Consider the following 15,525-nt stretch of genomic DNA (forward strand, 5'->3'; position numbering starts at 1 on the left):
AATATTTTCCTAATAGTTGCTATCTGGCAGATATCTCACTTAAGCCTTTCTTATAAGCCCGTATGGTTTGCACCATGAGTGCGGTAGCTATGGGGTTTATATGTCCTCAGAAGGATTACGTTTCACGCTGTCGGTGGCCGGTATCGTGGAGATGGCGACGGCGGTGGTGAGCTTCCGTCTGTACCAGCACCACTGCACGCCGTTCATCCTGGATGTGGATATCGCCAGCGGGCTGTCTGACCTGACGGCGGAGGATTTTCTGGAGAAGAGCGCGGTGCTGACGGTCTGGCAGGGTGATATCCCGCAGCGTTACGTCAGCGGTATCGTGACGGAGGTGCAGCTCGGTGAGAACAACGACTGGCAGATGCGTTATTCCCTGAGCATCAGCCCGCCGCTGTGGCGGGCAGGGTTACGGCAGAACTTCCGTATCTTCCAGCAGCAGGACATAGGGACGATATCAGCACAGCTTCTGAGAGAGAACGGGGTGACGGCGTGGATGCCGCTGTTCTATGAGGCGCACCCGGCGCGGGAGTTCTGCGTGCAGTACGGGGAGAGCGACCTGACATTCCTGACCCGGCTGTGGGCGGAGGAAGGTATCTTCTTTTATGAACGCTGCAGTCAGGACGGGCCGGAACAGAAGCTGGCGGTGTGTGATGACGTGGCGGGGCTGACGGGAATGGGGGCGCTGGCGTTTAACCCGAATACCACGACCGGAGGCACGACAGAGTACATCAGCGACTTCCGTTACCGTGCGCAGATAAGCGTGGCGTCGGTGGAGACGCAGGATTATACGTTCAAAACGCCGGGGTGGCCGGGGTACTACAGCCATGACGGGGAGAGCCTGAACGGGCAGGGAACGCAGTACGAGATATTTGATTATCCGGGGCGTTTCAAGGATGAGCAGCATGGCCAGGATTTTGCGCGTTACCAGACGGAAGGGTGGCGGAACGGGGCGGAGACGGCGAGCGGGGTGTGTAACACGGCGCGACTGTGGCCGGGAACGCGGTTCCGGCTGACGGGCCATCCGTCAGGGACGCTGAACCGGGAATGGCAGGTTGTGGGAAGCACACTGCGGGGAGAACAGCCGCAGGCGCTGCACGGGAGTCACGGTGAAGGGACGACACTGAGCAATCAGTTTGAGGTGATACCGGCAGACAGGACGTGGCGTCACGCGCCGCTGCCGAAGCCGAAGGTGGACGGCCCGCAGAGTGCCATTGTGACCGGGCCGAAGGGCGAGGAGATATTCTGCGACGAACATGGCCGGGTACGGGTGAAGTTTCACTGGGACCGTTATCACGGGATGACGGAGGAGAGTTCATGCTGGATACGGGTGTCGCAGGCATGGGCGGGACCGGGGTTCGGCAATCTGGCGATACCGCGTGTGGGTCAGGAAGTGATAGTGGACTTTCTGAACGGCGACCCGGACCAGCCCATTGTGACGGGGCGGACATACCATGAGGACAACCGTTCACCGGGGGATTTACCGGGCACGCGGACGCAGATGACCATCCGCTCGAAGACCTATAAAGGAAGCGGCTTTAATGAACTGCGTTTCGAGGATGCGACGGACAGTGAGCAGGTGTATATCCACGCGCAGAAGAACATGGACACGGAGGTGCTTAACGACCGGCGGACGGACGTGAAGCATGACCATACGGAGACCATCGGTAACGACCAGAAGATAAGGGTGGTGAAGGGGCAGACGGTTGAGGTCGGCACCAGAAAAGAAGGGGGTCACGACCAGAGTATCACGGTGGCGAACGACCGGCGCATAACGGTACGTAATGACCAGACGCTGAAGGTGACGAATGACCGGACGGTGAGCGTGAGTCACGATGACGGCCTGTATGTCAGAAACGACCGTAAAGTGACGGTGGAAGGGAAGCAGGAGCATAAGACGACGGGGAACCATATCAGTCTGGTGGAGGGAACGCACAGTCTGGAGGTGAAGGGCGACCTGGCGGAGAAGGTGAGTGGCGCGCTGGGGATCAAGGTGGACGGGGATATCGTGCTGGAGAGCAGCAGCCGGATAAGCCTGAAGGTGGGGGGCTCGTTTGTGGTCGTTCATTCTGGTGGTGTGGATATTGTCGGACCGAAAATAAATCTGAATGGCGGGGGCAGTCCGGGGACGCCGATAAATACACTACAACCGGCAGTTATGGACGCTCTGGCTGACGAGCAGTATGACAGAGGGAATGCTGGCGGCGGGAATGACGGAGAGCCTAGTGATGAGGATGAATCAGAAGGTGGAGAAGAAGACAAGGACGATTCAGATGAACTGGTAATTCCTGTATACGCAAAATCTTGTCTGAAGGAGAAAGGCTGCACTGATGCTGGTACGACCATGGAGCCATCGAAACATTTTGGTGATATGGCTCTATTTGCCCAGCCAGTGGAGGATGACTGTTGCGGCTATGGTACACACTATCATGACGATGAAGTGGAGCAACTTGCGCAGTCAGCAAAAAAAACTTCAGGAGCGAACTCACTGACGGGGGAAATGACAGTTGCGTCAGCGGGTGTTGCGGTTCCACTAGCGGCGGAACAGTCTGCGGGAGTTTTAACTCGCGTATGGGGAACATTAGGGGCATGGGGTGGAGAAGGTTTTTTAAGTGTATCAAAAACGGTGCCAGCCCTTGGTGTTCTAGTATCAGCACTATATCCAATACCTGCCGGTGAAGGTAGTGATAAAGTTCCTGGACGGGATGAACAGTGGCTCGAAAATGAGCTACGTCGTAAAGCGCAATCTGGAGAGACGGCAGCTACGCGGGCGCGCTTTCTCTTTCAGCGGAATACTGCTGGTGAATTGAGAACATACGGATACCACACACCCGCAGGTTCGGAACTTGAAGGTGTTCGGGTAGCATTGATGGAGTGGAATAAGGAATTTTCCCGTTATGAATTTTCACCTGTGTCTGATTCGGGACCAAAAATATTTTGGACGCCTGCAAAGCCAGAAGGTTCAGAGCAGCCCATACACACCGGAACTCCTGTCGAACCAGTTGATCTACCTGATATTTATGTTAATCCGATACCCGATGAAAAAACAGATATCACCACGCCGCCTTCTCCAATGCCGGAGGAGCGAAATTTTAATGACTGGATACTTGTCTTTCCTGACGGTGCGGAATTAACACCAATATATGTGTATCTGAAAACTGCAAGGGATGAAGCGGGAACAGTAACAGGTAAGGGGGAGGTGTTAGCAGGTACAGGAAGATGGCTGTCGCAGGCGGGGAAAAGCTTAGGAGTGCCAATTCCACAACAGGTCGCAAATAAACTTCGGAGTAAGTCATTTAACAATTTTGATGAATTCAGGGCAGCTTTCTGGACTGCTGTAGGTGAATGTCCAGAACTATTGAGCCAATTTAATAAAGCTAACCAAACGTTGATAAAGCGTGGACGCGCACCTTATACTATATCAAGACAAAGAGTTGGGGGGCGAGGTACATTTGAAATTCATCATATTGACGAAATCCAATATGGGGGAGAAGTCTATGATATTGATAATCTTAGAGTAAACACACCTAAAAACCACATACGATTGCATAAATAAAAAAGGAGGTAGTAATGGAGTTTAAAAATAATCTAGAAGATTATACGGAAGATGAATTTATCGAACTTCTAAATAATTTTTTTGAACCACCTGAGGAATTGCATGGCGATAAATTGTCGAAGTTTATTGATGATCTTGTAAGTCATTTTATTAGAATCACTCAGCACCCAGATGGTAGTGATTTGATATTCTATCCATCTGAAGATAGAGAAGATAGTCCCCAAGGGATTGTTGATGAGTTAAAACGATGGCGAGCATCGCAGGGGCTAGGATGCTTTAAAATATAATGAAAATAAATACTCGTCATATTTTATTAAAATGATTGGTATTTTTGTTATTAACCTTAAACCACTTCCTGAGGAGGTGGTACAGGGAAAGATCATCGTGTGCCGTAGGCACAAAGATGCAAAACGGGACGTTTTGCATGTAATAAGCATAAGCTTGTGAAGAGATGGTGGCAGGCCCACCGGGATCTGCTGTCGGAAGTCGGTCCCAAACAACCCCGGCTGCTGTGGTAAAGAGCCATGGTAGTGAGCGCAGGGGGAACGATCAGACGAGATCTGATCCTATGTGAGATACAGTGAGATGAGTAAACCCGAACCTGTGTTGAAACGTCGTTAGTCCTAAGTGACATCAAAACCGGAGGTTTCGTGATACCGCCGGGATTAATTTACGGGTGAATTCCGAATGCTGCGTGAATGGTGTCCGGTGTATAGCAGGCATGACGCTGTATCAGGCTCTTTGCAGGAACTACGGGAACCGGTCGTCGCAATGTCAAGAGAGAAATACAAATAACCGAAATTATGAGTATGAGAGTATCGATGTGCGAAACCGGGGCAGAGCTGTTCGTAGTAGTGAGGAAGCGTTTGTAATGAACGTGGAGCGAAGGGACAGCGTCGGGCAGTCTGCATCACAGCCCAACTGTAGGCAGGAGGAGGCTGTGTGTGAACAGACAAAACCGTTTCAGGTCAGTAAATTGCATGTGGTGGAAGCGTACCGGCGGATAAAGGCGAATGCCGGAGCTGCCGGAGTAGATAACCAGACGCTGAAAGATTTTGAGCGGGATCTGAAAGGAAATCTGTACAAAATCTGGAACAGGTTATCGTCGGGAAGCTGGATGCCGCCGCCAGTGCGTGCGGTGGAAATTCCGAAGAAGGATGGCAGCAAAAGACTTTTAGGAATACCGACAGTAAGCGATCGAATAGCGCAGATGACGGTGCTGGTAACGTTTGAACCATTAGTGGAGCGTTATTTCCTGAATGATTCATACGGATACCGGCATGGAAAATCAGCGCTGGATGCAATAGCAGTCACCAGAAAACGTTGCTGGCAATACGACTGGTGTCTTGAGTTTGATATTAAAGGGTTATTCGATAATATCTCCCACGATTTATTACTCAGGGCAGTAGATAAACATTGTGCGGATAAATGGGTAAGACTGTCTATTCGCCGGTGGCTGACAGCGCCGGTGCAGATGCCGGATGGAACACTGAAGGAAAGAAATAAAGGTACGCCACAGGGTGGAGTCATCAGCCCGGTACTGGCGAATTTATTTCTGCACTATGTGTTTGATAAATGGCTGACGTTACATTATCCGGAAATTCCCTGGTGCCGTTATGCAGATGATGGATTAATTCATTGTGGCAGTAAACAACAGGCAGAGGAATTACTGAATAAGCTGGCAAAACGTTTTCAGGAATGTGGACTGGAATTACATCCGGAGAAAACGAAAATAGTTTACTGCAAAGACAGCGAACGACAGGCGAACCATGAAACAGTGCAGTTTGATTTTCTGGGGTATACGTTCAGAGCGCGAAGAGCACGTAACCACCGGCGGGGAAACCTCTTTACGAGTTTCAGCCCGGCGGCGAGTAACCGTGCGCAGAAAGGCATGATTGGAAAACTCAGGAAACTGTGGATCAGACGCAGGGTGGAGATGAGTCTCGAAGATATTGCGAAGTGGCTGAATCCGATAATATCGGGGTGGCTGAATTATTACGCGAGATACCACAAATCAGCGATGAAGAAAGTATGCAGATATATTAATCTGACGCTGATTGCGTGGGCGAGAAAGAAATATAAAACCCTGCGGTATAGAAAGACGAAGGCGTGTCAGCTAATGGAAAGGCTGTCAAAAGAGAAGCCGGAGTTGTTTGCCCACTGGAAAGCAGGACCAGGAAGCGCGTTTGCCTGACGGGAGCCGTATGAAGCGAGAGTTTCACGTACGGTTCTGCGAGAGGCTGTCGGGGAGGTTCCGGTGGCCTACTCACTTAACGCTGCTTTTTTGTACTAAATAATTCGCATTTTATGTTTAAAAATTGAGATATTCCTCATTACCTGAAGCTGTTTTTTATTGCTTATACATGATCAAATACTCCTTACATAATTAAGGAGAAAAAAATGGAACTTAAAAAATTGATGGAACATATTTCTATTATCCCCGATTACAGACAAGCCTGGAAAGTGGAACATAAATTATCGGATATTCTACTGTTGACTATTTGTGCCGTTATTTCGGGTGCGGAAGGTTGGGAAGATATAGAGGATTTTGGGGAAACACATCTCGATTTTTTGAAGCAATATGGTGATTTTGAAAATGGTATTGAGATTACAGCTACCCCGGAACTTCTTAACATGCTGGATATTAAAGGAAAAATCATCACAACTGATGCGATGGGTTGCCAGAAAGATATTGCAGAGAAGATACAAAAACAGGGAGGTGATTATTTATTCGCTGTAAAAGGAAACCAGGGGCGGCTAAATAAAGCCTTCGAGGAAAAATTTCCGCTGAAAGAATTAAATAATCCAGAGCATGACAGTTACGCAATTAGTGAAAAGAGTCACGGCAGAGAAGAAATCCGTCTTCACATTGTTTGCGATGTCCCTGATGAACTTATTGATTTCACGTTTGAATGGAAAGGGCAGCTATGGACAGAAACTAGCTGACGTCAGTCCTTGCGGGGAGCGGGCTTTCGTAATCTTGCCCTGCTACAACAGGATTAACTTCACAAATATCATTTCCCAACGTCTACACTTACTCCTGTAAACCGTTCAGGAGCAGTAATGAATCAGCAACGATTTGATGACAGCACTCTAATCCGTATCTTCGCCCTTCATGAGTTACATCGACTGAAATCACACGGCTTAACGCGCGGGGCGCTTCTCGATTATCACAGCCGCTATAAACTCGTCTTTCTGGCCCATTCCCAGCCGGAATACCGCAAACTTGGCCCGTTTGTGGCAGATATTCACCAGTGGCAAAATCTGGATGATTATTACAACCAGTACCGCCAACGCGTCATTGTTTTGCTTTCTCATCCCGCCAATCGGCGCGATCATACAAACGTTTTGATGCACGTTCAGGGTTATTTTCGCCCACACCTTGACTCCGCAGCACGTCTACAACTGGCGGCGCTTATCGACAGTTATCGCCGTGGCGAGCAACCGCTTCTTGCGCCGCTGATGCGTATCAAACACTATATGGCGCTTTATCCTGACGCCTGGCTTTCAGAGCAGCGTTATTTCGAACTTTGGCCGCGGGTGATTAACTTGCGCCATGCAGGAGTTTTATGACTACCCATCTGGTCTGGTTTCGCCAGGATTTACGTCTGCACGACAATCTCGCGCTTGCTGCCGCCTGCCGCAATTCGTCTGCACGCGTGCTGGCGTTGTATATCGCTACACCACGCCAGTGGGCGGCGCATAATGTGTCGCCGCGTCAGGCTGAATTTATCAATGCACAACTGAACGGGCTACAAATCGCGCTGGCGGAAAAAGGCATTCCTTTGCTGTTTCATGAAGTGGATGACTTTGCCGCCAGCGTCGAAATAGTTAAACAGGTGTGCGCGGAAAATCGTGTTACTCATCTGTTTTATAACTATCAGTATGAGGTGAATGAGCGGGCGCGGGATGTGCAGGTTGAGAGAACGCTGCGTAACGTGGTGTGTGAAGGATTTGATGACAGCGTGATCCTGCCGCCGGGGGCGGTGATGACTGGTAATCATGAGATGTACAAAGTCTTTACTCCATTTAAAAACGCCTGGCTGAAACGGCTGCGAGAAGGGGTGCCGGAGTGCGTCGCTGCGCCAAAAGTACGTAGTAGCGTAATGATAGAAGCCGCGCCATCCATTACGCTGAATTATCCTCGTCAGCCTTTCGATACTGCGCATTTCCCGGTGGAAGAGAAAGCGGCGATTGCGCAATTACGCCAGTTTTGCCAGAGCGGAGCAGGGGAGTACGAGCAACAACGAGATTTTCCTGCAGTGGAAGGCACCAGCCGTTTGTCCGCCAGCCTGGCAACGGGCGGGTTATCGCCTCGCCAGTGTCTGCATCGCCTGTTGGCGGAACAGCCGCAGGCGCTGGACGGTGGGGCCGGTAGCGTCTGGCTTAATGAGTTGATCTGGCGCGAGTTCTACCGTCATCTGATGACGTATTACCCCTCGTTGTGTAAACATCGACCGTTTATTGCCTGGACCGACCGCGTGCAATGGCAAAGCAATCCCGCCCATTTAAAGGCCTGGCAGGAAGGCAAAACGGGATACCCGATTGTTGATGCGGCCATGCGTCAGCTTAACAGCACTGGCTGGATGCATAATCGCCTGCGGATGATTACTGCCAGTTTTCTGGTGAAAGATTTGCTGATCGACTGGCGGGAAGGCGAGCGATATTTCATGTCGCAACTGATTGATGGTGATTTGGCAGCCAATAACGGTGGCTGGCAATGGGCGGCTTCTACTGGAACTGATGCTGCACCGTATTTCCGTATTTTCAACCCGACAACTCAGGGCGAGAAATTTGACCACGAAGGTGAGTTTATCCGCCAGTGGTTACCAGAGTTGCGTGATGTACCAGGGAAAGCGGTGCATGAACCGTGGAAGTGGGCGCAGAAAGCAGGTGTGACGCTGGATTATCCGCAACCGATAGTCGATCACAAAGAAGCGAGAGTACGAACGTTAGCAGCGTATGAGGCGGCGAGGAAGGGGAAATAACAGACGCGTCAGGCAATCTTGCCCGGATGCCGGATACTGCGTGAACGCCTTCTCCGGCCTGGCAAATAGTGCAAATTCAATATATTGCAGGGACATCCAGACCTGATAAGACGCATTAAGCGTCTTATCAGGCATCGGTGCTGGCCTGTTAAGACTCCAGCGCCAGCGCGCGGTTTCTGAACTTAAGCGCCTGATACAGCCAAATCATCAGTACCAGTCCTACACACGCCAGTGCACCCCAGGTGATTTGATCAAACACTTCAATATATGCATTGATGGAGTAGTTGATCGCTCCGGAAGCATCAAACGAAGCTTGCGATGTCTGATCGGCAATCACGCCCGCCAGATAGTTCGCAATCGCGCCGGAAAGCAGCATATAAATACCGGTTAATACGCCGGTCACGCCGGGGATTTCAATGCGCGTAATCTGCGACATAGCAACCGGGTCGATAAACAGTTCCGCAAATCCCATCACCGCCAGGCCTAACACCATCAGTGGCAGAGAAGAGTGACCATACATAGCGGACCAGCGGGCGCTTAAGGTCAGAATGCAGAATCCGGCGCTCATCAGGCCGAGGCCAAGAGCAAATTTTCCCCAGATGCGCACGGTACGATTACCTGCGACGCTCTCTTTAACTACCCACGCCAGGAACACACCGCACAGCATGACCGCGAAGGCATTAATCGACTGGAACATAGCGGTCGGAACGGTATAACCAAACATATCGCGGTTAACGAAGCGATCAATATAAAGGCTAATCGAGCTACCCCCCTGTTGTGCGAAGGCCCAGAACAACATGCTGAAGAAGGTGAGCGTCACAATCAGCCCCAGCTCCTTACGCTGTTTCTGGTTTTCTGCTTTGCGATAAATTTTTGCCAAAACGCCAAGGCCAATGATAGTCGCGACAATCAAGGCGTATACCGACCACTCTTTCCAGAACAGTACGGTAATCAGCGCAGGTGTTGCCACCAGCAGAACCAGCAGCCATCCCCAGTTAGGCAGGAGAAAGTTTGTCGCACGCAGTACGTCTTTGTTAACGCCACGGGTATGAGCAAAATGACGATTGCCACATAAGAAGATAACCAGACCCGCGATCATGCCAACCGCCGCCAGGCCAAAGCCCATAGCCCAACTGTACTCCTCCTGGGCGTAGCCACAGGCGATGGGTGCGATAATAGACCCCACGTTACCTGCCGCATACATCAGCGAGAAACCGCCATCACGACGTGGATCGGTTGGCTCATACAGCTCGCCGAGCAGGCAACTGACGTTGGATTTAAACAGACCGTAACCACAAACGATAATCGCCAGGGACAGATAGAGGAATGACGGATGGATCTCACTGGCACCCAGCACCACATGACCGATCGCCATCAACAACGCCCCCAGCATCACCGCCATGCGATTGCCGAGAACTTTATCCGCCAAAAAGCCACCGAGGATTGGCGTGACATACACCAGCGAACAGTAGGCGCTAAATAACTCGTAGGCGTGAGTATCGTTGTATTTTAGTTGATTGGTGAGATAGAGAATCAGCAGGGCACGCATGCCGTAAAAGCTAAAATATTCCCAGATTTGCAGCGCAACGACATAGTAAATAGCGCGCGGCTGTGATGCGTGTTTATTCATAATAATTCCACAATTGACTGCAACGTCACGTAATAGTTGCGCGGCGTGCTTGTGTTTCCTTAAAGTTAAAACTTTGATACAGATCTGATTATTTATGCAATATGCTGTCTGATTGCATAAATATACATTAGCTGAAGCGTGATGATATAAACAATTTGCGTCTTTTGGCGTCGGGTTTGTTTCTTAATATGTCAAAAGATTGGCTATCGACGAACAGGCGAGGTAACGCTATGTTAACGGTGTAGCTATCAGAATACGGAAGGCGCGAAGATGAAAAACACCGAACTGGAACAACTGATTAACGAAAAACTGAACAGCGCGGCGATTAGTGATTACGCGCCGAATGGTTTGCAGGTGGAAGGCAAAGAGACGGTGCAAAAAATTGTTACCGGTGTCACCGCCAGCCAGGCTTTGCTCGATGAAGCGGTGCGTCTGGGCGCGGATGCGGTCATTGTGCATCATGGTTATTTCTGGAAAGGGGAATCGCCAGTAATTCGCGGTATGAAGCGTAACCGCTTAAAAACATTGTTGGCGAATGATATCAACCTGTATGGCTGGCATCTGCCGTTGGACGCGCATCCGGAGCTGGGCAATAACGCACAGCTGGCGGCGTTACTTGGGATTACGGTCTTGGGTGAAATTGAGCCGTTAGTGCCGTGGGGCGAACTGACTATGCCTGTGCCGGGACTGGAATTGGCTTCCTGGATTGAAGCGCGTCTGGGACGTAAGCCGTTATGGTGTGGCGATACCGGACCTGAGGTGATTCAGCGCGTTGCCTGGTGCACGGGCGGCGGGCAAAGTTTTATCGATAGCGCCGCGCGTTTTGGCGTGGATGCTTTTATTACTGGCGAAGTTTCTGAACAGACCATTCATTCAGCCCGCGAGCAGGGATTGCATTTTTATGCTGCGGGTCACCATGCCACTGAACGCGGTGGTATTCGCGCATTGAGTGAGTGGCTGAATGAAAATACCGATCTTGATGTGACCTTTATTGATATTCCTAATCCTGCATAACGAATAATCAGAGGGATCGAAAGTGCAACGAGCGCGTTGTTATCTGATAGGTGAAACGGCGGTAGTGCTGGAGCTGGAACCGCCGGTGACGCTGGCTAGCCAGAAACGGATCTGGCGACTGGCGCAGCGTCTGGTGGATATGCCGAATGTGGTTGAAGCCATTCCCGGCATGAACAATATCACGGTGATTTTACGTAATCCTGAGTCGCTGGCGCTGGATGCCATAGAGCGTTTGCAACGCTGGTGGGAGGAGAGTGAGGCGCTGGAGCCGGAGTCTCGTTTTATTGAAATTCCGGTGGTTTACGGTGGCGCAGGCGGACCGGATTTGGCGGTGGTCGCGGCGCATTGTGGATTGAGCGAAAAACAGGTTGTTGAATTGCACTCCTCTGTGGAATACGTGGTCTGGTTTTTAGGTTTTCAACCGGGCTTCCCGTATCTCGGGAGTTTGCCGGAACAACTACACACGCCACGGCGCGCTGAACCGCGCTTGCTCGTTCCGGCAGGTTCTGTCGGGATCGGCGGGCCGCAGACCGGTGTTTATCCGCTGGCAACGCCGGGCGGCTGGCAGTTGATTGGTCATACCTCACTCAGCCTGTTTGATCCGGCGCGTGACGAACCCATCTTATTACGTCCGGGAGACAGCGTGCGCTTTGTACCGCAGAAGGAGGGAGTATGCTGAAGATTATTCGTGCGGGCATGTATACCACTGTGCAGGATGGCGGTCGTCACGGTTTTCGCCAGTCTGGTATCAGCCACTGCGGCGCACTGGATATGCCTGCGTTACGCATTGCTAACCTGCTGGTGGGTAATGACGCCAATGCCCCCGCGCTGGAGATAACGCTCGGTCAGTTAACGGTAGAGTTCGAAACTGATGGTTGGTTTGCCCTGACGGGGGCAGGTTGCGAAGCGCGGCTGGATGATAATGCCGTCTGGACTGGCTGGCGATTGCCGATGAAAGCAGGCCAGCGTTTAACGCTTAAACGCCCGCAGCACGGGATGCGCAGTTATCTGGCGGTCGCGGGTGGTATTGATGTTCCGCCGGTAATGGGGTCATGCAGTACCGATCTTAAAGTGGGGATTGGTGGGCTGGAAGGCCGTTTACTGAAGGATGGTGACCGACTCCCGATGGGCAAATCGAAGCGTGATTTTATGGAAGCGCAGGGCGTTAAACAGCTGCTGTGGGGCAACCGCATTCGCGCCTTGCCGGGGCCGGAATATCATGAGTTCGATCGCGCCTCGCAGGATGCATTCTGGCGTTCGCCGTGGCAGCTTAGTCCGCAAAGTAACCGTATGGGTTATCGCTTACAGGGGCAAATTTTAAAACGCACCACCGATCGCGAACTGTTATCTCATGGTTTGTTGCCGGGCGTGGTGCAGGTGCCGCATAACGGCCAGCCGATTGTATTGATGAACGACGCACAGACCACCGGTGGTTATCCGCGTATTGCCTGTATCATTGAGGCTGATATGTACCATCTGGCGCAAATTCCGCTCGGTCAGCCGATTCATTTTGTCCAGTGTTCACTGGAAGAGGCACTGAAAGCACGGCAAGATCAGCAACGTTATTTCGAACAATTAGCGTGGCGGCTGCACAATGAAAATTGACCTGAACGCCGATCTGGGCGAAGGCTGTGTCAGCGACGCAGAGCTATTAACGCTGGTTTCCTCTGCCAATATTGCCTGTGGATTTCATGCTGGCGATGCGCAAATCATGCACGCTTGCGTGCGTGAAGCAATAAAAAATGGTGTCGCGATTGGCGCTCATCCGAGTTTTCCCGACAGGGAAAATTTTGGTCGCAGCGCTATGCAGCTGCCGCCAGAAACCGTTTATGCCCAGACGCTGTATCAAATTGGCGCGCTGGCAGCGATTGCCCGTGCGCAAGGCGGCGTAATGCGTCATGTCAAACCGCACGGCATGTTATACAACCAGGCGGCGAAAGAGGCACAACTGGCAGACGCCATCGCCAGAGCGGTTTACGCTTGCGATCCGGCATTGATTCTCGTCGGGCTGGCGGGAAGCGAGCTGATTCGTGCAGGCAAGCAATATGGCCTGACAACGCGCGAGGAAGTGTTTGCCGATCGCGGTTATCAGGCTGACGGCTCGCTGGTGCCGCGAAGCCAGCCAGGCGCGTTGATTGAAAACGAAGAACAGGCGCTGGCGCAAACGTTGGAGATGGTGCAACACGGCAGAGTCAAAAGTATCAACGGCGAATGGGCAACGGTCACGGCGCAAACGGTCTGCCTGCATGGCGATGGAGAACACGCACTGGCGTTCGCCCGCCGACTACGCTCTACATTTGCCGAAAAGGGGATTGTTGTCGCAGCATAACCCCGCTTAATAAAGAATGAAAAAAGGATATCACCATGCCTGAAGGCCCGGAGATCCGCCGTGCAGCGGATAACCTGGAGGCGGCGATCAAAGGCAAACCTCTAACTGATGTCTGGTTTGCCTTCCCGCAGTTAAAACCTTATCAATCACAACTTATCGGTCAACACGTTACCCATGTGGAAACGCGAGGTAAGGCGTTGTTAACTCATTTTTCCAACGGGTTAACGCTCTACAGCCATAATCAGCTTTACGGCGTCTGGCGCGTGGTTGATACCGGCGAAGAGCCGCAGACCACGCGAGTATTGCGGGTAAAACTGCAAACGGCTGACAAAACCATTCTGCTTTATAGCGCCTCGGATATTGAGATGTTGACCCCGGAACAACTGACCACGCATCCGTTTTTACAACGCGTTGGCCCCGATGTGCTGGATCCGAAACTGACGCCGGAGGCGGCGAAAGAACGGTTATTGTCGCCGCGCTTTCGTAACCGTCAGTTTGCTGGATTACTACTCGATCAGGCGTTTCTGGCTGGGCTTGGCAATTATTTGCGGGTGGAGATCCTCTGGCAGGTGGGGTTAACCGGCAATCATAAAGCGAAAGATCTCAATGCGGCGCAACTGGATGCACTCGCACACGCGTTACTGGAGATTCCTCGACTTTCTTACGCTACGCGGGGGCAGGTGGATGAGAATAAACATCATGGGGCGCTGTTTCGCTTTAAGGTTTTTCATCGTGATGGCGAACCGTGCGAACGTTGTGGCAGCATCATTGAGAAAACCACGTTGTCCTCGCGCCCGTTTTACTGGTGTCCAGGCTGCCAGCACTAGGCCGACCGCTTCGGCGCATAGGTTGAAATAAACCGCGCAATGGCTGGCCCCGTCAGCAAAATACTGAACAGGCGTAGGGTTTGCATCGCCATAATAAGCGCCATATCGGCATTGCTCCCTGCGGCGATGACCGCCACGGTATCAAGCCCGCCGGGACTGGTGGCGAGGTAGGCAGTCATAAAATCAATATGCATAAACCGGGTCAGTCCCCACGCCATACCTGCACAAATAGCCAGCAGAGCAAAAATCGACAGCAAGATTTGCGGTAGCGGGCGCAATGCTCGCAGTAATATTTGTTTATCGAAACCAAGACCAATCCGCCAGCCAATTGCCATATAGGCTATCGCCAGAAGCCATTCCGGTAGTTCGATGGTTATGTACTCACCAGACTGGAGCAGCGCGCCTGCCAGCATCGGGATGAGCATCGTGCCGGAAGGAAGACGTAGCAAGCATCCCGCCGTACCGGCAGCGACCGCGAGCAAAATTGTAAGCAGGAGATTAATGCTCACTGGCGGGAACCAGACGATCTGCTGGTTAACCGCTTCAGCGTTATCGCCCAGCATCATGCGGGTGACCAGAACAGCGGCCCCCGCGACGAACAGCACTCGCAGATATTGCATAAATGCCACCAGGCGAATATCTGCGCCGTAATCTTGCGCCATAGCGACCATTGCCGCCGCGCCGCCAGGAGAAGAACCCCAGGCACCGGTATTTCCAGGCAGTGAGCTATAGCGCACCAATAACCAACCCACGATGGCGCTGGAAAGTAACGTCACCAGTAAAATAGCTAACACAATCGGCCAGTTCACCGCTAGCGTGGTGAGAATCGAACCGGTTAGGTTTTGTGCAATCATGCAGCCAAGAATGGCTTGGGCGGCGAGAAAAGCGGATCGGGGAAGTTGCAGAGTAATTCCGCGCATACTAAAGATGATTCCGGCGATCATTGGCCCAAGTAATAGTGCCGCCGGAAGATGTACCGCGAGGAAGCCAATAGAAAGGAGAAGTGAAAGCACACATAACATTCCCCACTGCAAAACTGGCATCCTTCGCTTCCTCATTATTTTCTCTTTGGTGTATCGATACAGCATAAAGAAAGCCGGGCCAGGAAAAAATAACAGCAATCAAGGAAAAGGGGAAAATCAGCAATTTTCTGAAAGAGATGCCCTTTCGGTTGCAAAGGG

The 15,525-nt window shown here is 51.7% G+C and carries 12 protein-coding genes and 2 pseudogenes; 12 read left to right on the plus strand and 2 right to left on the minus strand.

All coding sequences use genetic code 11. The features are described from left to right. Positions 1 to 100: 100 nt before the first annotated feature. From tssI to phrB, 7 genes and pseudogenes are all read left to right on the plus strand, one after another. Positions 101 to 2,278: pseudogene (tssI, locus tag QUE74_RS04180) on the plus strand (type VI secretion system tip protein TssI/VgrG); the annotation flags it as partial. A 222-nt stretch (positions 2,279 to 2,500) separates the two neighbouring features. Next, complete coding sequence (locus tag QUE74_RS04185) at positions 2,501 to 3,556, plus strand: pyocin-S2/colicin E7-DNase domain-containing protein (protein ID WP_241957718.1); 1,056 nt, start codon at positions 2,501 to 2,503, stop codon at positions 3,554 to 3,556. A 14-nt stretch (positions 3,557 to 3,570) separates the two neighbouring features. Continuing rightward, on the plus strand, positions 3,571 to 3,843 hold the full coding sequence (locus tag QUE74_RS04190; protein WP_000394623.1) for a bacteriocin immunity protein: 273 nt from the start codon (positions 3,571 to 3,573) through the stop codon (positions 3,841 to 3,843). A 584-nt stretch (positions 3,844 to 4,427) separates the two neighbouring features. Further along, positions 4,428 to 5,750 (plus strand): group II intron reverse transcriptase/maturase, encoded by a 1,323-nt coding sequence (gene ltrA, locus QUE74_RS04195; protein ID WP_001100278.1) that lies wholly within the window; start codon positions 4,428 to 4,430, stop codon positions 5,748 to 5,750. Positions 5,751 to 5,956: 206 nt separating this feature from the next. Next, positions 5,957 to 6,478 (plus strand): annotated as a pseudogene (locus QUE74_RS04200) (ISAs1 family transposase); the annotation flags it as partial. A gap of 141 nt (positions 6,479 to 6,619) precedes the next feature. Beyond that, complete coding sequence (locus tag QUE74_RS04205) at positions 6,620 to 7,129, plus strand: YbgA family protein (protein WP_001076012.1); 510 nt, start codon at positions 6,620 to 6,622, stop codon at positions 7,127 to 7,129. Beyond that, complete coding sequence (phrB, locus tag QUE74_RS04210; RefSeq protein ID WP_000207131.1) at positions 7,126 to 8,544, plus strand: deoxyribodipyrimidine photo-lyase; 1,419 nt, start codon at positions 7,126 to 7,128, stop codon at positions 8,542 to 8,544. The genes QUE74_RS04205 and phrB overlap by 4 nt, the downstream gene beginning before the upstream one ends. A gap of 148 nt (positions 8,545 to 8,692) precedes the next feature. Here the strand turns inward: phrB and dtpD are convergent, their stop codons facing one another. Continuing rightward, the gene (dtpD, locus tag QUE74_RS04215; protein ID WP_001032684.1) at positions 8,693 to 10,174 is read right to left on the minus strand and encodes a dipeptide permease DtpD; all 1,482 of its coding nucleotides are present in this window, start codon (positions 10,172 to 10,174) and stop codon (positions 8,693 to 8,695) included. 270 nt (positions 10,175 to 10,444) lie between these two features. On the opposite strand from dtpD, the gene ybgI reads away from it, so the two are divergent. The 5 genes from ybgI to nei are packed head-to-tail and all read left to right on the plus strand — an operon-like array spanning position 10,445 to position 14,344. Then, on the plus strand, positions 10,445 to 11,188 hold the full coding sequence (gene ybgI / locus QUE74_RS04220) for a radiation resistance protein YbgI (protein WP_000798863.1): 744 nt from the start codon (positions 10,445 to 10,447) through the stop codon (positions 11,186 to 11,188). Positions 11,189 to 11,210: 22 nt separating this feature from the next. After that, positions 11,211 to 11,867, plus strand: a complete 657-nt coding sequence (gene pxpB, locus QUE74_RS04225; protein WP_001188343.1) for a 5-oxoprolinase subunit PxpB — start codon at positions 11,211 to 11,213, stop codon at positions 11,865 to 11,867. Continuing rightward, the gene (gene pxpC, locus QUE74_RS04230) at positions 11,861 to 12,793 is read left to right on the plus strand and encodes a 5-oxoprolinase subunit PxpC (protein ID WP_000912727.1); all 933 of its coding nucleotides are present in this window, start codon (positions 11,861 to 11,863) and stop codon (positions 12,791 to 12,793) included. Before pxpB ends, pxpC begins: the two co-directional genes overlap by 7 nt. Then, positions 12,783 to 13,517, plus strand: coding sequence for a 5-oxoprolinase subunit PxpA (pxpA, locus tag QUE74_RS04235; protein ID WP_000687167.1), 735 nt, complete (start codon positions 12,783 to 12,785; stop codon positions 13,515 to 13,517). Before pxpC ends, pxpA begins: the two co-directional genes overlap by 11 nt. A gap of 35 nt (positions 13,518 to 13,552) precedes the next feature. Further along, the gene (nei, locus tag QUE74_RS04240; protein ID WP_001113990.1) at positions 13,553 to 14,344 is read left to right on the plus strand and encodes an endonuclease VIII; all 792 of its coding nucleotides are present in this window, start codon (positions 13,553 to 13,555) and stop codon (positions 14,342 to 14,344) included. Here nei and QUE74_RS04245 read toward each other — a convergent pair. Continuing rightward, positions 14,341 to 15,387, minus strand: coding sequence for an AbrB family transcriptional regulator (locus QUE74_RS04245; protein WP_001354852.1), 1,047 nt, complete (start codon positions 15,385 to 15,387; stop codon positions 14,341 to 14,343). The genes nei and QUE74_RS04245 overlap by 4 nt on opposite strands. Positions 15,388 to 15,525: the final 138 nt, after the last annotated feature.

Source organism: Escherichia sp. 10290 (genome assembly GCF_030295155.1).
Lineage (GTDB): Bacteria > Pseudomonadota > Gammaproteobacteria > Enterobacterales > Enterobacteriaceae > Escherichia > Escherichia coli_F.